This window comes from Marinobacter caseinilyticus, assembly GCF_011074955.1.
GTDB lineage: Bacteria > Pseudomonadota > Gammaproteobacteria > Pseudomonadales > Oleiphilaceae > Marinobacter > Marinobacter caseinilyticus.
The window spans coordinates 134428-153387 of the sequence record NZ_WUQJ01000022.1 but is presented as its reverse complement, the minus strand read 5'-3'; the positions used below and the strand labels follow the sequence as shown (position 1 = coordinate 153387).

At 55.0% G+C, this 18960-nt stretch carries 18 protein-coding genes; 14 read left to right on the top strand and 4 right to left on the bottom strand.

The features are described 5' to 3' along the window. The first annotated feature begins 1 nt into the window (after window position 1). The 13 genes from GRX64_RS11685 (at window position 2) to GRX64_RS11625 (ending at window position 13582) form a co-directional block, all read left to right on the top strand. The gene (locus GRX64_RS11685; protein WP_166267379.1) at window positions 2–1228 is read left to right on the top strand and encodes a CoA transferase; all 1227 of its coding nucleotides are present in this window, start codon (window positions 2–4) and stop codon (window positions 1226–1228) included. Between the two features lie 141 nt (window positions 1229–1369). Beyond that, a complete protein-coding gene (locus GRX64_RS11680; RefSeq protein WP_166267377.1) occupies window positions 1370–2500 on the top strand; it encodes a CaiB/BaiF CoA transferase family protein in 1131 nt (376 codons plus the stop codon). A gap of 40 nt (window positions 2501–2540) precedes the next feature. Beyond that, a complete protein-coding gene (locus GRX64_RS11675) occupies window positions 2541–3335 on the top strand; it encodes an enoyl-CoA hydratase/isomerase family protein (RefSeq protein ID WP_166267375.1) in 795 nt (264 codons plus the stop codon). Window positions 3336–3373: 38 nt separating this feature from the next. Next, window positions 3374–4927 (top strand): acyl-CoA synthetase, encoded by a 1554-nt coding sequence (locus tag GRX64_RS11670; protein ID WP_207308786.1) that lies wholly within the window; start codon window positions 3374–3376, stop codon window positions 4925–4927. Between the two features lie 129 nt (window positions 4928–5056). After that, on the top strand, window positions 5057–5296 hold the full coding sequence (locus GRX64_RS11665; RefSeq protein WP_166267373.1) for a PaaI family thioesterase: 240 nt from the start codon (window positions 5057–5059) through the stop codon (window positions 5294–5296). A gap of 36 nt (window positions 5297–5332) precedes the next feature. Next, complete coding sequence (locus tag GRX64_RS11660; protein WP_282433948.1) at window positions 5333–5530, top strand: PaaI family thioesterase; 198 nt, start codon at window positions 5333–5335, stop codon at window positions 5528–5530. Between the two features lie 210 nt (window positions 5531–5740). After that, window positions 5741–6817: a C4-dicarboxylate TRAP transporter substrate-binding protein gene (locus GRX64_RS11655; protein WP_166267369.1), complete on the top strand. Its 1077-nt coding sequence runs from the start codon at window positions 5741–5743 to the stop codon at window positions 6815–6817. A 108-nt stretch (window positions 6818–6925) separates the two neighbouring features. Then, the gene (locus GRX64_RS11650; protein ID WP_166267367.1) at window positions 6926–7531 is read left to right on the top strand and encodes a TRAP transporter small permease; all 606 of its coding nucleotides are present in this window, start codon (window positions 6926–6928) and stop codon (window positions 7529–7531) included. Window positions 7532–7534: 3 nt separating this feature from the next. Beyond that, the gene (locus GRX64_RS11645) at window positions 7535–8881 is read left to right on the top strand and encodes a TRAP transporter large permease (RefSeq protein WP_166267365.1); all 1347 of its coding nucleotides are present in this window, start codon (window positions 7535–7537) and stop codon (window positions 8879–8881) included. 93 nt (window positions 8882–8974) lie between these two features. Beyond that, window positions 8975–10513: a class I adenylate-forming enzyme family protein gene (locus GRX64_RS11640; RefSeq protein ID WP_166267364.1), complete on the top strand. Its 1539-nt coding sequence runs from the start codon at window positions 8975–8977 to the stop codon at window positions 10511–10513. Further along, window positions 10513–11676 (top strand): acyl-CoA dehydrogenase family protein, encoded by a 1164-nt coding sequence (locus GRX64_RS11635; protein ID WP_166267362.1) that lies wholly within the window; start codon window positions 10513–10515, stop codon window positions 11674–11676. The genes GRX64_RS11640 and GRX64_RS11635 overlap by 1 nt, the downstream gene beginning before the upstream one ends. A gap of 18 nt (window positions 11677–11694) precedes the next feature. After that, window positions 11695–12783 (top strand): acyl-CoA dehydrogenase family protein, encoded by a 1089-nt coding sequence (locus tag GRX64_RS11630; RefSeq protein WP_166267360.1) that lies wholly within the window; start codon window positions 11695–11697, stop codon window positions 12781–12783. Between the two features lie 16 nt (window positions 12784–12799). Then, window positions 12800–13582, top strand: a complete 783-nt coding sequence (locus tag GRX64_RS11625) for an enoyl-CoA hydratase/isomerase family protein (RefSeq protein WP_166267358.1) — start codon at window positions 12800–12802, stop codon at window positions 13580–13582. A 62-nt stretch (window positions 13583–13644) separates the two neighbouring features. On the opposite strand, the gene GRX64_RS11620 is transcribed toward GRX64_RS11625, so the two are convergent. The 4 genes from GRX64_RS11620 to GRX64_RS11605 all read right to left on the bottom strand — a co-directional run bounded on the left by GRX64_RS11620 (window position 13645) and on the right by GRX64_RS11605 (window position 17658). Next, on the bottom strand, window positions 13645–14607 hold the full coding sequence (locus GRX64_RS11620) for an NAD(P)H-dependent flavin oxidoreductase (protein WP_166267356.1): 963 nt from the start codon (window positions 14605–14607) through the stop codon (window positions 13645–13647). Window positions 14608–14647: 40 nt separating this feature from the next. Then, window positions 14648–16027 (bottom strand): hypothetical protein, encoded by a 1380-nt coding sequence (locus tag GRX64_RS11615; RefSeq protein WP_166267354.1) that lies wholly within the window; start codon window positions 16025–16027, stop codon window positions 14648–14650. Between the two features lie 10 nt (window positions 16028–16037). After that, a complete protein-coding gene (locus tag GRX64_RS11610; protein WP_166267352.1) occupies window positions 16038–16718 on the bottom strand; it encodes a nitroreductase in 681 nt (226 codons plus the stop codon). A gap of 142 nt (window positions 16719–16860) precedes the next feature. Further along, the gene (locus tag GRX64_RS11605) at window positions 16861–17658 is read right to left on the bottom strand and encodes an IclR family transcriptional regulator domain-containing protein (RefSeq protein ID WP_166267350.1); all 798 of its coding nucleotides are present in this window, start codon (window positions 17656–17658) and stop codon (window positions 16861–16863) included. A gap of 146 nt (window positions 17659–17804) precedes the next feature. On the opposite strand from GRX64_RS11605, the gene GRX64_RS11600 reads away from it, so the two are divergent. Next, window positions 17805–18926, top strand: coding sequence for a C4-dicarboxylate TRAP transporter substrate-binding protein (locus tag GRX64_RS11600; protein WP_166267348.1), 1122 nt, complete (start codon window positions 17805–17807; stop codon window positions 18924–18926). The last annotated feature ends 34 nt before the right edge of the window (window positions 18927–18960 follow it).

Sequence of the window (18960 nt, the reverse complement as noted above, 5' to 3'; positions counted from 1 at the left end):
AATGCAGAATATTCTTTCCGGACTTCGGGTAGTTGAGGGCAGTGCCTTTGTGGCCGCCCCTTCAGGCGGCATGACTCTGGCCCAGCTAGGGGCCGATGTGATTCGGTTCGATCCTATCGGCGGTGGCATCGACTATCGCCGGTGGCCGGTGAATAGTGACAACCAGAGTCTCTACTGGCACAGCCTGAATAAGGGCAAGCGTTCCATAGCGGTGGATATCCGTCGTCCGGAAGGCCAGGAAATCCTCTCCAGGCTGATTACCCTTCCGGGCGACGATTGCGGCATGTTCCTTACCAACTTTCCGGCCAAGGGCTGGCTTTCCTATGACCGCCTCAAAGAACTCCGGGAAGACCTGATTTATTTGAACCTCACCGGTGACCGTCACGGCAATAGCGCTCTGGACTATACCGTTAACTGTAAGGTCGGCTTTCCGTCCATTAGCGGTGTTGGAAAGGCGGGGGAGATCCCGCCGCTGAACAGTCCGCTGCCAGCCTGGGATGTCATCACCGGCCAGCAGATTGCTTTGGGTTTACTCGCCGCAGAGCGTCATCGGTCTCGAACCGGCAAAGGTCAGTTGGTGAGAATTGCTTTGGCAGACGTGGCGCTGGCGACTCTGGGGAATCTGGGCTATATCGCCGAAGCGATGATCAACGACGCCGACCGCGAGGCCATCGGCAACGACATCTTTGGTACCTATGGTCACGACTTCGAGTGCAGCGATGGTGAGCGGGTAATGGTCGTCGGAGTCAGCCCGAATCAATGGCAGGTTATCGTGTCTGTGACCGGCACCGAAAATTCCATTCATGAGCTTCAGGAGCGGATGGGCCTGGACTTCAGCAAAGAAGGTGATCGCTACAAGGGTCGGGCGGAAATTACCGCCATTTTCCAGCCCTGGTTCAACCGGCGTCCTTACAGCCAGGTCAGCGCTGAATTGGATAAAGCGGGGGTGTGTTGGGGTAAATACCAGACCATCCGCGAAACCGTAAATTCAGATGTCGACTGCTCCACCGACAACCCGCTGTTCCAAATGGTAGACCAGCCCGGAATTGGGGAATACCTGATGCCGGATCATCCCCTCAGGTTTACAGCAATGGACCGTGAACCGGTTCTGCGTGCCCCGAAACTGGGAGAGCACACCGAAGAAATTCTAGCCCAGACACTGGGGCTGTCCAGCGGTGAGATCGGCAAACTGTTCGACGACAAGATTGTAGCGAGCAGCCAGCAATAGTGACACGAAAGGTGCTGCGAAGAGTGCCAGGAACAGTGCCATGAAAAGTGCGATAAAGAGTGAGCTCAAGAGTGCCCGCAGGGCGCCTGAACAACAAAGATAAGAAACGCCGGGCAATCGCCGTGGCAACAGGAGGCCATAATGGGACCGTTGAATGGGTTTCGGATTATTGAACTTGCCGGAATTGGCCCGGGACCGTTCTGCGGCATGGTGCTGGCTGACCTGGGCGCAGACGTGATCAGTGTTGAACGAGTCGGAGCTCAGGCTCTGAAACCGGCAATGGACTGCAGCCGCCGGGGCAAGCGCTCCGTAGCCCTGAACCTGAAAACCGAGGAGGGTGTCGAAGCCCTGCTTAAACTGGTGGAAACTGCCGATGCCTTGTTTGAAGGCTTCCGTCCCGGCGTGACGGAAAAGCTCGGAATCGGACCGGAGCAATGCATGCAGTGCAACCCGCGGCTGGTATACGGCCGCATGACCGGCTGGGGCCAATATGGCCCACTTGCCAAAGTCGCTGGTCATGATATCAATTACATTTCTCTGACCGGTGTTCTCAGTGCCATTGGCCGTGCTGGCGAAAAACCCGTACCGCCCCTGAATCTTGTAGGTGACTACGGCGGTGGCGGTATGTTTCTGGCGCTTGGCATCGTCTCAGCCCTGCTGGAAACTGCCAAGTCCGGTGAGGGCCAGGTTATCGATGCCGCTATGACCGACGGTTCCGCTGTGCTCATGTCGATGTTTCATTCGGCTTATGAAATGGGCCTGAACTCGCTGGAGCGTGGTACCAACCGGCTGGATACCGGCGCCCATTTCTACAACTGCTACGAAACAAGCGATGGGAAATACATTTCCATCGGTTCCATAGAGCCCCAGTTCTACGCCCAGTTGATGGACGTGGCGGGTTTGTCACGTGAGGCGTTTGGCGAGCAGCTGGACAAAAGTCGCTGGCCGGAATTAAAACGCTCCCTTGAGCAGGTGTTCAGACAGAAAACCCGCGCTCAATGGTGTGAGCTGATGGAAGGGACGGATATCTGCTTTGCCCCGGTGCTGGATATCAAAGAGGCTCAGTCACATCCCCATAACAAAGCCCGGAATACCTATATAGATGTGGACGGCATGCAGCAGCCGGCTCCAGCGCCCCGCTTTAGCCGCACCGAGCCCGCTATACGTTTCGCCGCCCGCCAATATGGAGCGGACACAGCAGAGATTTTGGGCGAACTGGGTTTTCAGCCCGAACAACTCGAAGCCATGCGCCTCGCAAAAGTCTGTGGCTAAGCCCTGGCCCCACGTTAATTACCCGACAGGATCAGACAACATGAGTGACTTGAACTATGAGATCGATGGCCAGGTCGCCTACCTGACCATGAACCGACCGGAAGCCCGCAATGCACTGTCGCTGGAAATGCGTACCGAGATCCGGGACCGTTTGCAGGAAGCGGAGCTTAACGACGACATCCGTTGCGTCGTATTGCGGGGGGCGGGTGAACACTTTCTGGCCGGTGGTGACGTCAAGTCCTTTATGGCGTTCACCAAGCTGCCGCAGGAAGAGAGGCGGCTCACGTTTATCAATCGCATTCACGGCCTGAATACCATCATGTATGCGATGCGGCGATTGAACAAACCGGTCATAGCCAGTGTACGTGGTGCGGCGGCGGGGGCCGGGGTCAGTTTGGCGCTTTGCTGTGACATGGTGGTGGCCTCCGAGGACGCCTTTTTTACGCTGGCCTATTCCAAAATTGCCAGCAGCCCGGATGGTGGTGCTTCCTATTATCTGCCACGTCTGGTGGGCACCAAAAGAGCCATGGAAATTGCCCTTCTGGGTGACCGTTTCACCGCGAAGGAAGCTCTGGACATGGGGCTAATCAACCGCGTGGTGCCGACAGAAGAACTGGAAGTCAGAACCAAGGAACTGGCAGACCGGTTGGCAAATGGACCCACCCGAGCCTATGGCAATATCAAGAAGCTGATTCTGGCCGCTTCCGATAATTCCCTGGAAGAACAACTTCAGGCTGAGGCTGAGGTGTTTGGAGAAACCGTCATGGCTGATGACTGGATTGAGGGTGTGGTTGCGTTCAACGAGAAACGCAAACCGGATTTCAAAGGGCATTGATTCCATTCAGCTTAGCCCGGATTCAAGGAAAGGTTGCAGTGACAGATACACCAATCGACAAGAAAACGTTTAAAGGTATTGTTTGCGGATCCCGGCATCTCACCCATGAAGAGTTCCAGCACGATGTAAAACGTGCTGCCAGCGTGTTCAGTAAATTGGGTGTCGGCGAAGGGGAGTGCGTGGGTATTTTCCTGCGCAATGACACTCACTTCATGACCGCCAACCACGCTGCCAATTATGTCGGGGCTTACGCGGTCCCCATCAATTGGCACCTGGCAGGAGAAGAGCTTACCTACATATTGAACGACTCCGGGGCGAGAGTCCTGGTCATTCATGCGGATTTGTACCGCAAAGTGAAGGATGCCATTCCGGCAAGCGTCAGCTGTCTTCTGGTGGCAACCCACGAAGACATCCGTAAGCCATTCGGATTGCCTGCGGACCAATGCTCTGTGCCGGAAGGCGAGGCCGATTGGCAGCAGTTGCTGGACTCGGAACAGCCATCGCAAAATCCTCCCGTGCAGGGCCCTTCCTCAATGCTCTATACCTCAGGCACCACCGGACATCCGAAAGGTGTTCGCCGCATCCCGCTGGATGCCGATGGTGCTGCCAGCATGCGGGACTTCCGTACCCGGGTTTACGGCTGCGGTCCCGGTGCCCGGTGCACCGTGCCGGGCCCGCTATATCACAGTGCCCCGAATGGATATGCCATGCAGGCGTCGAAAATCAGTGACTTGCTGCTGATTATTCCGAAATTCGATTCCGAGGAGTTCCTTGCGTTAATTGAAGAGTACCGGCTGACCGCGGCGATCATGGTGCCGATCATGTTTATCCGACTGCTGAAGTTACCAGAGGAAGTACGCAATAAATTCGATCTGTCGAGCCTGGAATTTATTATCCACGCTGCGGCGCCGTGCCCGGCGGATGTAAAACGCAGGATGATCGAATGGTTTGGCCCGGTGATCAACGAGTTTTACGGTTCCACGGAGTCCAGTGCGGTCAGTGCCTGTAATTCGGAACAGGCGCTCGCAAAACCCGGTAGCGTTGGCAAAACAGTCCCCGAGGCTGATATCCGGATTCTGGATGAGAGCGGAAATGTCCTGCCCCCGGGGCAAATCGGCGAGATCTATTCGCGGTTTCCGATGATGGACTTCACCTATAACCGCAAACCGGAGGCCCGTGCCGCCATGGAGAAAGACGGCTACATTACTTCAGGCGACATGGGTTACCTGGACGAGGACGGTTTTCTTTTTATAGCCGACCGGATAAAGGACATGGTGATCTCCGGTGGCGTCAACATATATCCAGCCGAGATAGAAGCGGTTCTGCACAACTACCCGGGTATCAAGGATTGCGTCATTTTCGGTATTCCCGATGAGGAGTTCGGGGAAGCGTTGATGGCTGTGGTGGAACCACAGGACAACATCGAGCTCGATACTGACCATATAAAAAGTTATCTGCGCGAGCATCTCGCCGGGTTCAAGGTCCCCAGGCAAATAGAGTTCGGCAAAAACCTTCCCAGAGAAGATTCGGGCAAAATCTTCAAGCGCAAACTGAGGGACAAATACTGGCAACAGGCCGGTCGGAAAATCTGAAGACCTAAGTGTTGGAAAAGGTGAAGAATGGTATTTCCTGAAAGCATGGATAATACATAAAATATAACATTTTGGCATTTCAAATTGGCTGGTGAATAGCGTGTTCAGTCCGTTATGGAAATCAGTAAAATGCAGAAAAACGATAATAGTGTTGAATTGAGCAGTGCCGATAACAGTAACTTCGGGGCCGAATCCGAGAACACGGCGGGTTTTCGGGATGCGCTGGGCTTTACGGTGGCTGAATGGCGAAAGGATTATTGTATGCTGACAGTGCCTCTCGGTACGCAGCACCTGAACAGAAACGGATTTGTCCATGGCGGGGTTTTTATGTCGCTGCTGGATTCCGCCAGTGGGCTATGTGGCACCTAGTGTCCGGTTCCGGGCAATGTCCGCAAGTGTATAACGGTGTCCATGAATACCCACTTCATGAATCCGGCCCAGGACGGGCTGATTCGGGTTGAGGCCCACCTCATTAGCCGCGGCCGCAAAATGTTCTTTGTGGAAGCGCGGATCACCCGCGAAGATCAACTCATCGCTACTGGCGCTGGTACCTTCCGGTATGTCCTGGGCGGTGAGAACGAGGAGGGTGTTCCGTTAGTTTAAGCCTAACTCTGTGCAGTCCCTTCCTATCAAATAGTTGCAAAAATCATACGATATGATATTGGCATACTTTATATAAAATATGAGTCATTGTTGATATTGATTTGCGGTGCTAGTTTGATCGCATGGCATCACAGCGGTGATGTTTCTGGATAGTCTTCCCAGCCCGGAGCGAAGTAATTTCCCATAAAACAAAAACAGGACAGCCTGGTTATGAAATCATTCAACTCAATCAAAACTCTCTGTGTGACCTCGCTTCTGGCCCTGGCCATGGCGAGCGAGGCTGTGGCCGAAACCACTTTGCGTTACGCCGAAGCGACGCCCAATCGGGGTAGCCGTGCAGAGGCATTGCAATTCTTCGCCGACGAAATCAAAGAGCGCTCTGAGGGTGAGCTCGTTCTGGATATCCATTGGGGTGGGGCGTTACTGAAGTACTCGGGCATTCTGGGTGGGGTGTCCGCCGGCACTGCCGATATGGGCAGTGTTTTGGCCGCCTACGAACCCACCAAGATGCGCGGTTTGAGCATTGGGGATATCCCGGTGGAAGGAAATTCCGATCCCTGGGTTGCCATGCGCGCTATGTACGAATTGATGACCACCAATGAGCAGATTCGGGAATCGTTTGCCGATGAGGGAGTGGTTTATGTAGGCAATTACACTACGACACCGGTTCAACTTGAATGCACGGAAGGCAATGCGATCCATACCTTGGCGGATTTAAAAGGCAAGCGCATTCGTGCTTCCGTTATTTACGCCAAGATTGTCGATGAGCTGGGAGCCAACCTGGTGAACTTCACCTACGAGGAGGTTTATCAGGCACTGGATAGCGGCCTGGTGGATTGCTCTGCCGGCTACCTTTATGCCATGCGTTCGTTCAAGACGCCAGAAGTCACCAGCAGTGTCACTCTCACAAACTGGGGCCAGATTACCGGGTTCGCCATGATGATGAACAAGTTCAGTTGGGATGACCTCAACGAGGAGCAGCAACAGCTTATGCTCCAGACGGGTTCCGATATGGTGGACTTCTATGCCGAGACGGTAATTGAAGAAAGCCAGGCAATAATTGATGCGTTACCTACCGGTGAACTGGGTAATGAAATAGAAGTGATAAAGATGGCGGACTCGGAGCGTGAAAAGTTGCTCGCCCTCTCCGATAAGTACATCGATATGTGGATTGAAGAAATGAACCAGGCTGGGTTTGACGGGCAGAGCATCTGGGACGAATACCAGCAACTTCTTGCCAAATACCAGCAGGTGGTCGATGAGAAAGGCTATCCGTGGGAAGGGTAATCTGCTCCTGAATCAGCACCGATACCGGGGCCCTTGGTGGAGAGGCCCCGGCCTTCAGTTTTCTAATTGTATATCGCAATTATCCCGACAGGTTTCAGGAGCCCGGCAATGAAGAGTATTCACTCCTACCTACCGCCCGATCCCAATGGTTCAGGCCCGGAAAACTGTTCCCCGGGGTCGAAGCCAGTCAGAAAGCTTCGTGGCTGTCTGTCATGGCTTGAGAATGTCTTCATTTACCTGGGCGTTCTGTGCATTCTTGCTATGGGCGTGTTGATCACCACCAGTGTTGTAATGCGGACGCTCGGTAATTCGAGTGTTACCGATGAGGTCACCATTATTGGCGAGCTGATGATTGGCGCACTCATCCTGCCGCTCGCGTTTGTGGCGGCAGAGCGCGGGTTTATCTCAGTCGAGATTTTTACGCAGAAACTGGGGCCTGGCTTTCAACACGCCCTTAACCTGTTAGCGGCCATTGTTGGCCTGCTGGCCGTTACCCCTATTACCTATGCAGCCTATGTAACGATGGTGGAGGCCTATACCTCAGGCGGCTATTTCTTCGGCATGTTGCAACTTCCCAAGTGGCCGGGTGCGACAGCATTTTTCGCCGGTTACTTTCTGTTCTTCCTGCGTCTTATTGATCTGACTGTGACTGATCTCCTGTGTTCACTGGGGGTAATCAAACCCCGGCCAGACCAGTCTTCAGAGGAGTTGTAATTCATGGAACCAACTACGATTGGTGCCTACGGGTTTATTGTAGCCCTGGTGCTGATGCTCTTGCGGGTGCCTATCGCGTTTGTGCTGGTCAGCGTAGCCTCGGTGTGCTCCCTGATTACCTATGCCTGGCGCCCTGGCAGGGACTTCGATTTTGAACGGGGCATTCGTCCGGCGCTGTCGTTGATCGAGACTAACGCTTTTGACTTTATCCACTCCTATTCTCTCAGCATGATCCCGTTGTTTATTGCCGCAGGGCATATCGCCTATCACACTCGAATAACCACAGACATTTATGCGGCCGTTCGGGTCTGGCTGGCGAGGCTGCCGGGCGGTCTGGCGATTGCGTCGTTGTTCGGTTGCGGGGGATTCTCTGCTATTACCGGCTCAAGTCTGGCCTGTGCCTCTTCCATGGGTCGGATATGCGTTCCAGAAATGTTGCGGTTCGGATACGGCAAGCAACTGGCGACCTCAACCGTGGCGATGGGGGGAACCCTCGGGTCTCTGATTCCGCCCAGTGTGCTGTTCATACTTTACGGTATGTTTACCGAGCAGTCGGTGAACAAGCTCTTTATGGCAGGGGTATTGCCGGGTGTTCTGACCATGCTGGGATTTATTCTGGTGGTGGTGGTCTGGGCCCTGTGGAAGCCGAGTGATGCTCCGGTAGCCGAGGGACTGCGTTATACGCTGAAGGACAAGTTCAGAGCTGGTTTCAAGGGCTGGCCCGCGTTGGCGCTGATGACCATCATTATTGGTGGTATCTACGGCGGAATTTTCACAGCGACTGAAGCGGCTGCGGTCAGTCTCGCCTTCGTGATCGGTTTTGGAGTGGTGGCCCGTCGCCTTAAGTGGACAGACTTTCTAAGCTCTTTGAAGGAAACCGCTTATCAGACTGCTTCCCTGTTCTTCATTGCCATTGGTGCGAAGATCTTTGTGTCCTTTGTATCACTTACCGGGGTAACCGGGGCCTTTGTTGGCTTCGTCGCAGGCCTCGGGCTGGAAACCTGGATGGTGCTGGTCTTTATCGTCCTGTTGTACGTCGTACTGGGGATGTTTCTGGACTCAATCGGAACCATGTTGCTGACACTGCCTTTTGTAATTCCGGTTGTAGAGGGCATGGGTATGGATCTGATCTGGTTCGGCGTTGTTGTGGTGAAGCTGCTCGAAATCGGACTGGTGACACCACCCCTGGGCATGAACGTGTTTGTTATTAACAGTGTTGTGACGAAAGAGATAAAAGTTCACACGATTTTCTTCGGCGTGATGAAGTTTCTGGTGGCAGATTTTGTGGTATTGGGCCTCATTGTCGCTTTCCCAGTTATTTCACTTTTACTCCCGAATGCTATGTCGTGACCGTTGGTAAAGCGGCCACTTGAATAACTCAAAGCGGAGAAGGTACAGATGTCAGCAGCAGGGGCCAGAGTACAAACGCCGGAAATATCCGCCATGGCATGGTTGGAAAAGGCGGCAGATTGCTGGCCTGAAAAACCCTCGGTTTCCTGGCACGGAAAAACCTACTGCTGGCGTGAGACCTATACTCGCTGCAAGGCAATGGCGGGAGCTCTGGAACAGCAGGGAATCAGCTATGGGGACCGTGTAGCTTACCTGGGGTATAACACCCACTGGGGATTCGAACTGTTTTTCTCAGTGCCCTGGCTGGGTGCCATCATTGTGCCGGTGAACTTCCGGCTGTCCGTCAGGGAAATGGTGGAGTGTATTGCTGATTCCGAACCGCGAATTCTGGTGGTGGATGAACATCACCTCGAGCAGGCTCGCGCCATTCAGCAGGCATGCCCCTGGCTGACAACTCTTATCTATGCGGGCTCAGGTGAAGTGCCCGAAAGCATGGTGTCCTACGATAGTCTGCTGCTGGAAGAGGCAGGGCCGACAGCAATTCCCGGTGGCAATGACGATACCCTGATACTGTTCTACACCGGCGGTACCACCGGCCGATCCAAGGGCGTGATGCTCTCCCATATCAATCAGTTCGCTAACGCGATGGGGGGAATTTCCCTTTACCAGTTGCAGGAAGGCGAGACGCATTTGCTGGCTGGCCCGATGTTTCACACCGCTGCAGGTTCCCGGGTTTACACCGCGACGCTGATGGGCATCCATACGGTGATACTGTCCCGCTTTGATGTAGTTTCAGTGATGGAACTGGTGCACCAGTACCGTATCAATACCACCCAGATTGTGCCCACCATGCTGCAGATGATTCTGGATCACCCCCGTTTTACAGACTTTGACCTGTCCAGTCTGCGGCTTATCACCTACGGCGGAGCTCCGATGCCTGTCGCATTGATGGAGCGGGCGTTGCAGGTATTGCCAGGCACCGGTTTTGGCCAGTCTTATGGCATGACGGAAGCGTCCCCGGTGGTGTCGGTGCTGAACACCCATGACCACTCCCTGGCACCGGAGCGGCGGGCACGTCTGGTCTCTGCCGGCCGCGCCGCGCCACACGTTAATATTCGGGTGGTCGGACCAGACCGAAAGCGCCTGCGCAACGGTGAGGTTGGGGAGATCGCTGTACGCGGTGCCAATATCATGAAAGGTTATTGGCGCGCGCCAGAGTTAACCTGTGCGGTATTGGAAGATGGCTGGTACTACACTGGTGACAGTGGGTTCCTGGATGACGACGGTTACCTGTTTCTGGTTGGCCGTATGAAGGACATGATTGTCAGCGGCGGCGAGAACGTTTATCCCATTGAAATCGAAAACATACTGTCTCGCCATCCGGATATAAAAGAATGCGCCGTAATCGGTGTGCCCCATGAAAAATGGGGCGAGGCGGTACACGCTGTTATAAGGGTCGCTGAGGACTCCTGCGTGACGGAACAGGAAATTATTGATTATTGCCGTGAGCGGATCGCCCATTATAAATGTCCGTCTGCAATCAGTTTTATGGATCAGCCGTTACCGGTCTCCACGGTCAATAAAATCCTCAAAACAGCACTCAGAAAAATGATTACCGGGGAGAATAAATAATGTCGGAAACCATCCGTTTCAACTTCCCCGCACCGGTTATCGACGACAGCGTTGACCGCTTGCGTAAGGAAGTCCGGGCATTTCTGCAGGCAGAGATTCGCAATGGCGGCTTCCAGCCTGTGACCGATTGCTGGTGCTCCGGTATCGATCCGGCATTCAGTCGCAAACTGGGCCAGCGTGGCTGGCTTGGCGTTACCTGGCCAAAAGAGTATGGCGGCCAGGAATTGAGTGCGTTGCACCGCTACGTGATCACTGAAGAATTGCTGGTGGCAGGTGCGCCGGTACACGCCCACTGGATTGCAGACCGTCAGAGCGGGCCGTTGATTCTGGCCACCGGAACGGAAGAAATGAAGCGCACGCTGTTACCCCGCATTGCCGCAGGCGAGTGCTTTGTGGCGCTCGGTCTGAGCGAGCCTGAATCCGGTTCGGATCTGGCCTCCGTGCGCACCAGGGCTCACAAGGTTGAGGATGGCTGGGAACTTACCGGCACCAAACTGTGGTCATCCGGCGCCCAGATATGCCAGTACATGACGGTGCTGGCCCGCACCAGCGAGCGGGATGACAAAAAACGCCATGAAGGTCTGACCCAGTTTCTGGTGCCGCTGGATTCGCCGGGTGTCAGCGTGCGTGGTATCCGGGATATGAGTGGTGTCGAGCATTTTAATGAAAGCCACTTTGAGAATGTCTTTGTGCCGGAGGATGCGGTACTGGGTGCGGTGGGAGCAGGCTGGAAGCAGATTACCAGTGAGCTGGCCCTGGAGCGTTCCGGCCCCGAACGGTTACTCAGCACCTTTGTGGTTCTGGAGAAGGCGTTCCTGCAGGCAGTCGCCACCATGAGCGGACATCAGGCGGCAGTGATGGGCGGCATGCTGGCCCGCACCCGGGCGTTGCGGGCGATGTCTCTGGGAGTAGCGGCGTTGCTGGAGCAGGGGCAGTATCCGGAGGTGGAAGCGTCCCTGGTCAAGGATCTTGGTACCCGATTTGAGCAGGATATCATTGAGCGCTTGCGTGAATTCTGGCCGATTCAGCTCAAACAGAGCTTTGGCGACGAGCTCCATTACCTGCTCGCCGACAGCCTGTTGCGGCAACCGTCGTTTACTCTACGCGGAGGAACCAACGAGGTGCTTAAAGGCATTATTGCTCGCGGCATGGGGCTGCGCTAATCAATTGTGGGGTTTGATATGGAACAGACGGATCAACTCATACTGGATACCGCGCAACGATTATTTGCCGATCATTGTGGCGCGGACGTCGTTAACGCGGCCGAAAGCGGCGTAGCGCCGGTCAGGCTCCTGACTGCCCTACTTGAGGCGGGGCTGCCTTTGGCGTGGGTTCCGGAAAATGCCGGTGGCGTAGGTGGCTCCTTGGCGCTTGGCTTTAATCTGATTCGCCAGTCGGCGGGCTTTGCGCTGGCTGCGCCCTTGGCAGAGACGTTGGTGGCTAACCGGGTGCTGGCGGAAAGTGGTCTTGAGGTTGCAGAATCCTGGACCGTGCTGGTATTTGACGGTGGCGTGCTGCCGATGTTAGCCGGTGGCAAGATCAGTGGCCTGGTGGAGAGCGCCCCCATGCATGCTGGGGTTACGCGGTTGGTGGTCCCGGTCTCGGATCAGGGAGCTATCAGAATTGCTACCTTTGCCCCCGATGATGTAGAGATAGATTATCGCGAAAGCCTGGCCGGGGAATCAAGAGCGCAAGTTCAACTGAGCGAGAGTGTCCCGCTGGCATTATCGTCAGCGGTGGATGGCATGAGCGAGCACGGGCTAATGCAGTTCTGCGCCTTGGTGCGGGCCTGCCAGATTGCCGGTGCGATGGAAAAAATGAACGAACTGACCGTTGCTTACGTGAAAGAGCGACAGCAGTTCGGTCGCGCACTAGGTAAGTTCCAGGCCATTCAGCACAAGGTTGCGGATATTGCTGGCGAAAGTGCCTTGGCAAATGCAGCGGTAGAGCAGGCAGCGCGAGAGTTGTCTGAGCACTCCCGGCCGTTCAGTGGTAGTGCCGATACCTTGCTGTCCATAGCCACGGCCAAGGTGGTAGCGTCGGAAGCCGCGGGCACCGTATCGCGACTGGCACACCAGTGTCATGGTGCCATGGGCTTCAGTTATGAGTACCCGCTGCAGCAATATAGCCGGCGCATATGGAGCTGGCGTGAAGAATACGGTTCGGAATTCTACTGGTCCGAGCGTATCGGTCTGGCAGTGGCCGATGAGCTGAAACACAGCGCACCCGGGCAGAATGACGGCCGGGTCTGGGACATTGTTTCCCGCTAGCAAACAAGGACAACAGATGAAATCGTTTGATGATGTTGACGTACAGTGGCACGAGCATGTGGCGGTGGTGGAGATTCAACGTCCGCCGCTTAATTTTTTCGATGTGACGCTGATCGAGCATATAGCCTATACGTTTGAAGCGCTCGAGCAGGACGACCAGTGTCGGGTTATTGTGCTAGCCGCTCAGGGTAAGGCGTTTTGTGCCGGTGCGGATTTTTCCTCCAATGGCAGTGATTTGTTCAAGCCGGACGCCGCCAACAATGCCATCAGCCTTTATAAGGCGGCGGCTCGTTTATACGCTTGCAGAAAGCCGATTGTGGGCGCTATTCATGGTGCTGCCATTGGTGGTGGTTTTGGGTTGTCACTGGTGCCGGATTTTCGGGTAGTGTGCCCCGAGGCTCGCTTTGCGGCTAATTTTGTGCAGCTTGGGATACACCCCGGGTTTGGTATCAGCCTGGTATTGCCGAGACTGATCGGCCAGCAGCGAGCCAACCTGATGCTGTTAACCGGACGCCGGATCAAAGGTGAAGAAGCCTATGACTTTGGCCTGGCAGACAAGCTGGTGCCTGCGGAGCAGGTGCGGGAAGCGGCCGTCGCCCTGGCAACTGAAATCGCCCAATGCGCGCCGTTCGCGGTTGAATCCACCCGGGCAACGCTCCGGAAAGGGCTGGTGGATGAGCTGAAACAACGGCTGGATCATGAGTTCGCCGAACAGGTCTGGCTGGCGAAAACCGCTGATCACAAAGAAGGTATGGCCGCGGTTATTGAGCGCCGTCCGGGAAAGTTCACTCGCTCCTGATCGCTATGACGCAAACCAATACCGCACCCAAAGCCTTGGCGCTTTGAGTGCGGTCGAAACCGTCACTTCAAGATGTTCTTCCGCGCGGTCTCATATTCATCCCGTAACTGGGCCACGGCTTTCGCTACCGGTACCAATTCCGTAATGCCGCCCACGCCCTGACCTGCTCCCCAGATATCTTTCCATGCCTTTGGTTTGCTGCCCCCGGCAGAGCCGAATTTCATCTTGCTCTTGTCGGACACCGGCAGGTCTTCAGGATCCAGACCGACCTTTTCAATACTGCCACGCAGGTAGTTGCCATGAACGCCGGTAAACAGGTTGGTGTAAACGATATCGGACGCTGATGACGCCAGAATCATGTCCTTATAGGCCTGCTCGGCATTGGCTTCTTCGGTGGCGATAAAACGGGTTCCCATGTACGCCATATCAGCACCCATGGCCCTGGCGGCGAGCACATGGTTGCCTTTGGTGATGGCACCGCCAAGGACAACCGGCCCGTCAAAGAAACTGCGTATTTCTGATAACAATGCAAACGGGCTAAGGGTACCGGCATGGCCACCCGCGCCCGCTGTCACCAGAATCAGGCCATCGATCCCCATGCTGAGGGCCTTTTTGGCATGGCGGATATTTGTCACATCATGAAACACCAGCCCGCCATAGCTATGAGCGGCTTCCACGATCATCGGGTTGGCCTGCAGGCTGGTGATGATAATGGGCACTTTATGATCCACGCACACCTGCATGTCATGTTCCAGCCGGTCATTGGTTGAGTGCGCAATCTGGTTGACCGCGTAAGGTGCGACCTTCGCGTCCGGGTTCTCGGCTTTATAAGTGGCCAGTGCGGCTTCAATTTCTGTCAGCCATTCGTCCAGTTTCTCCGCCGGCCGGGCGTTGAGAGCGGGGAAGGAACCGATAACCCCCGCCTTACACTGTTCGATCACCATTTTTGGGTTGGAGATGATGAACATCGGTGAGCACAGCACCGGAAGGGTCAGTTGGTCTTTGAGATTAGCTGGAAGGCTCATGGCAGATGCTCCTGCTGAAAGGATAAATAAAGCTGGGCCATTACAGCACCAGATAGAGAGTCACATACATAATGGCCAGCACGCTGGCGCTGAACCACCCGTTCCACTCGATACCGAAGCGTAAGGGTGAGATGCCGGCGAAACCGGAGATAAATCGCAGAGACGCAGTGAACGGTGAGGCACCTGCGAAAACCGCCCATGTGATGGCAATAACCGAGGCCTGAACCTGGGGAGGGATGTTCAGGTCGGGCAGCTGCTGCAAAGCCCCCAGTATCAGTGTTACGGTTATGATCGCGTTAACACCGATGAACGCAAAAACCAGCATCACCAGTGAGATACCGACCATCAGGGAGGCATTGTTGATATTAGCCCGGGCCAGAAATTCGCTGGCGGCTACCGGGTCGATCAGGGGGATCAGAATTACCCCGATAAAGCCGGACGAGACAAACAACACCACTTCGTTTCGTTGGTTGGTGAATGTTTCGGGGAAAGAGCTTCCCATACGTCTGAGTAGCAGACCTCCCTTTATTCGGGTCGGTCTACCTTTGTACTGTACCCAGATCCAGGTAAGGCCAATGACTGGCGCGCACATCAGCAACGCCGAAAACAGAGCCAGCCCAGTGACCTGTGAAATCACGAAGGCGAGGCTGGGAATCAGCGCTACCAATGCCACCAGCGGAATAAGATGGGCCAGGTTGCCGCCGTTGAGGGATCGTACTTTGGGGCGTTTGTAGGCAAGGCGGTCCAGCACCGCACCCCAGAGAAAGAACAGTAGAGTCCAGAGTATGCCGAACGGCGCGTATTGCTCCCAACTCAGGTCAGGAATACCGGACAACACCAGTAGCATGGTAACGGAAGTGGGGGCCCACAGCGGCACACCGCAAAAGCCTCGGATGGTGGCCGTTAACATTCGTTTGCGGCGGATACCCGCGATACGCTGAGCTTCTGGATCAGAACCTGGACGAATTGCACGGCGTATCATAGTGCCCAGTACATTCAGCGCACCAATATTCAACATCACGCCGAATAGGTGAGAGCCGAACGACATCAGCAGATAGCGGCGGCCCGGAGGCTGGTTTACCAGTACCGTTCCGCAGCGACGCACCAATCGGGAGGTTTTGGCGGATTCACGGAGAACTGCCAGAGAGGTCAGGAACAGGGTGAAGAACGCTCCACGATCAACCGCCTTTGCCAGCACTTCTGTAGAAACAGCATCGCTTAACCAGAGCGAGAGCCCCAAAGCGGGTGCCAGAATGGCGAAAATACGATAGGTCAGGTTGATTCCCGGCCACTGCAGGACAGCAAATAGCACGAGGGCGCCACCCGCCAGAGGGCTGAGCAGGAACCAGTCGCTGAACTCTCTGGCAATTGCACAGAAACAGGCGGTCAGCAGACAGAGTGTTGACAGAGTGCGGGCCACTAAAAGGCCCCTACCGGCTCTTGAAAACCACCGTGTCAGACAACGGTTCCCGGGAGGTGCGGGTACGGTTGGCTGACACATCGGGATCTTCGTAGCCAAAGCTGATGCCCAGAAGAATTCCCGTCTGTTCATCCAGCCGGAAGGCTTCCCGAATCAGGTCCGGGTAGGTGCGCATGCTGCCCATGGCGCAGGTGCTTACGCCGTAGGCATTCATCGCCAGCATCAGGGTCTGGGCATAGATGCCGACATCCAGAGCGATTGTGGAACTGAACTCGCGGTCCATGCCCAGGAACAGGATATGAGGTGCGTCGAAGAACTCGAAGTTACGACGTACCGCCCGCAAGCGCCCCGCCTTGTCGTCCCGGGCAATCCCCATTTCGTTATACAGGGCAACCGCGCATTCAACCTGGCGCTTGCGATATTCGCCTTCAAACTGGGAAGCGTAACCGAAATCGGGAGTGCCGGGAACGCCATCTTCCTGCCGCTGCAGGAACTGTTCCCGCAACCGGCTTTTCAGGTCACCAGAGGCGACATAGCAGGTCCAGGGCTGGGTATTGCAGTTCGACGGTGCTGTTCTGGCCAACTCAAAGATCGCCTGCAGGACATCATTACTCACCGGGTCGGGAAGAAAACCTCTAACTGAGCGGCGTGTCTTGATGGCGTCGACCAGTGTCATTGTTGGCGTAGTCATGAATTTCCCGAAGTTATCAGATGCATGGTTAAGACTGACACGGTATCAAGATTACGGTCAGCAGAGAAAAGCATATTTTCTATAAAAGCCATGCCATTTGTGAATATCTATGTAAGCCATTCCGTACGGGGGCTGGATACGCTCAGCTTTTGCCCAGTAGCTCTTTGGTTTTGAGTTCTGTGTTGATCCTGTTGGCAGTCTTTTGCAACGCCTCCAGCAGGTAGTCCAGCACTCCCGGTTCTGCGGCCTTGCTCGGAGGCATAGTCAGGTTGATCGCCGCAATGACTTTGTGATGGCGATTGCGGATGGGCACAGAAATGCCGCACATACCTTCCTCAAGTTCACGATCTACGATTGACCAGCCTTTGGCGCCATCCGCCAGTATCACCCGTCTGAGCTGTTCCTTGTCGGTAATGGTAAACCGTGTGTAGCGGAGAATTTCCTGGGTGTTCAGGTAATGATCGAGATCTTCCGGTGGCAGGTCCGCCAGTTGAATGCGACCCAGTGAGACAACATGAGCAGGCAGAGTACTGCCCACGTTTAACGTGCTTTTGAGCAGCCGCCGGGTCGGCACCCGCATGACATAATAAATGTCATAGCCCTGCAGTACGGCGATAGAACAGGATTCCTGAACCTTCTGCACCAGCTCTTCCATGTGACCCTGAGCGAACGACCAGATTTCCATGGACGACAGGTAGGAAAAGCCGAGGTCCAGGATTTTGGGTGTGAGCCAGAAATGCTTGCCATCGGTGTTGGCATACCCCAGCGCCGTTAGGGTGTGGAGCAGCCTGCGGGCACTTGCGCGGGAAATGTCTGAGCGCCTGGCAACATCCGAAAGCGTCAGTCTTGAGGCTCCTTCACCGAAAGCCCGGATCACGTCCAGACCCCGCGCAAACGACGTCACCATGGCGTTCTCGTCGTGCCTACCGCTGTTAGTCATTTTTTCTATACCTGACAAAGATGCTTTGACAATGATCAAAAATTGCTCTTATCTTGATTGTGTTCTCAGAAAGAACAATACGTGCGCACAGCGAACAATATAACATCGTAGGTCTGTGAGCAACCCAGCGATTCGGAGACATATATATGCCTAACAACAATAGATCTCGACTGATCCCTGCAGCCTTTGGTTGTGCACTACTTACCGGGCTGGCCGTTTCATCCGTTGCCGTTGCCCGTGACCTCACGTTTGCGAGTTATCTGCCGCCCCAACACCCAACCAGTGAAGGCATCACCACGTTTATCGATAAGGCTCGGGAGCGCTCTAACGGTAGCATCGACTTCAAATTCTTCCCGTCTGGTGCGGCTGCGGCCGCCAAAGGCATGCTGTCTGCAGTCACTGACGGCATGATCGACGGCGGCTTTCTGGTCACGGTTTATTTTCCGACCTCGGTGCCTGCGAATACCACCATCAGTGACCTGTCATTCTGGAATCAGGACTCCCTGGTGGCCACAGCCGCTACGGTGGATACCATCCTCAATGATTGCCCGCAGTGCTTGGGGGAGTACGAAAGCCACAATGTGAGGTTTCTGGCCAGCTATGCGACACCACCTTACCAGGCCATGTGCAAGGACGAATTTGCCTCCGGGTTTGAACCAGAAGGTATGAGAATGCGGGTAGCCGGTGAAGAAATTGGCAAATGGGTATCCGGTATCGGTGGCGTGCCGGTGAATATTCCCAACAGTGAATCCTATGAAGCTATGGAGCGCAGCCAGCTGGATTGTGTCATTGGCGCTACCAGTTGGCTCAAGTCCCTATCCCTGATCGAGGTGGCCAACAGTGTTGTCGAATTGCCCATGGGGTCTTTCCTCGGTGGCTCGGTGTTGAACATCCGTGAGTCGGTCTGGCAGGAGATGAGTGACAGGGAGCAGCAAGCCCTGATTGAAGCTGCGCCAATCGGCCTGGCCCGCATCATTTACGCGTACCAGGGCGAGGAAAACGAAGTCAAAAAGCTGGCCAGGGATGAGGGCGTTAACTTCGTTGAAGTATCCGATGCCATGACGCAGCAGCGGGAAGAGTTCATGCAGTCCCAGCTTGCGCGGGCGGCCGAAACAGCCACCGGTCGCGGAGTTGAGAACGCCGGACAGATTGTGGCGGGTTTCACCAAGAACCTGGAAAAATGGGAAAAGTTACTTGCTGGTAAGTCGCTGTCAGAAGCGCAATACGCAGAACTTCTGAAAACGGAAATATACGACAAGGCATTTTAATGTTGAAAGGATGTCGGTCCCTGTGACCGGCATT

Bases quoted from the DNA above. Each gene is read 5' to 3' on its own strand.
- GRX64_RS11685 (WP_166267379.1), top strand. From the start codon at position 2: ATGCAGAATATTCTTTCCGGACTTCGGGTAGTTGAGGGCAGTGCCTTT.
- GRX64_RS11680 (WP_166267377.1), top strand. From the start codon at position 1,370: ATGGGACCGTTGAATGGGTTTCGGATTATTGAACTTGCCGGAATTGGC.
- GRX64_RS11675 (WP_166267375.1), top strand. From the start codon at position 2,541: ATGAGTGACTTGAACTATGAGATCGATGGCCAGGTCGCCTACCTGACC.
- GRX64_RS11665 (WP_166267373.1), top strand. From the start codon at position 5,057: ATGCAGAAAAACGATAATAGTGTTGAATTGAGCAGTGCCGATAACAGT.
- GRX64_RS11655 (WP_166267369.1), top strand. From the start codon at position 5,741: ATGAAATCATTCAACTCAATCAAAACTCTCTGTGTGACCTCGCTTCTG.
- GRX64_RS11650 (WP_166267367.1), top strand. From the start codon at position 6,926: ATGAAGAGTATTCACTCCTACCTACCGCCCGATCCCAATGGTTCAGGC.
- GRX64_RS11645 (WP_166267365.1), top strand. From the start codon at position 7,535: ATGGAACCAACTACGATTGGTGCCTACGGGTTTATTGTAGCCCTGGTG.
- GRX64_RS11640 (WP_166267364.1), top strand. From the start codon at position 8,975: ATGGCATGGTTGGAAAAGGCGGCAGATTGCTGGCCTGAAAAACCCTCG.
- GRX64_RS11635 (WP_166267362.1), top strand. From the start codon at position 10,513: ATGTCGGAAACCATCCGTTTCAACTTCCCCGCACCGGTTATCGACGAC.
- GRX64_RS11630 (WP_166267360.1), top strand. From the start codon at position 11,695: ATGGAACAGACGGATCAACTCATACTGGATACCGCGCAACGATTATTT.
- GRX64_RS11625 (WP_166267358.1), top strand. From the start codon at position 12,800: ATGAAATCGTTTGATGATGTTGACGTACAGTGGCACGAGCATGTGGCG.
- GRX64_RS11620 (WP_166267356.1), bottom strand. From the start codon at position 14,607: ATGAGCCTTCCAGCTAATCTCAAAGACCAACTGACCCTTCCGGTGCTG.
- GRX64_RS11610 (WP_166267352.1), bottom strand. From the start codon at position 16,718: ATGACTACGCCAACAATGACACTGGTCGACGCCATCAAGACACGCCGC.
- GRX64_RS11605 (WP_166267350.1), bottom strand. From the start codon at position 17,658: ATGACTAACAGCGGTAGGCACGACGAGAACGCCATGGTGACGTCGTTT.
- GRX64_RS11600 (WP_166267348.1), top strand. From the start codon at position 17,805: ATGCCTAACAACAATAGATCTCGACTGATCCCTGCAGCCTTTGGTTGT.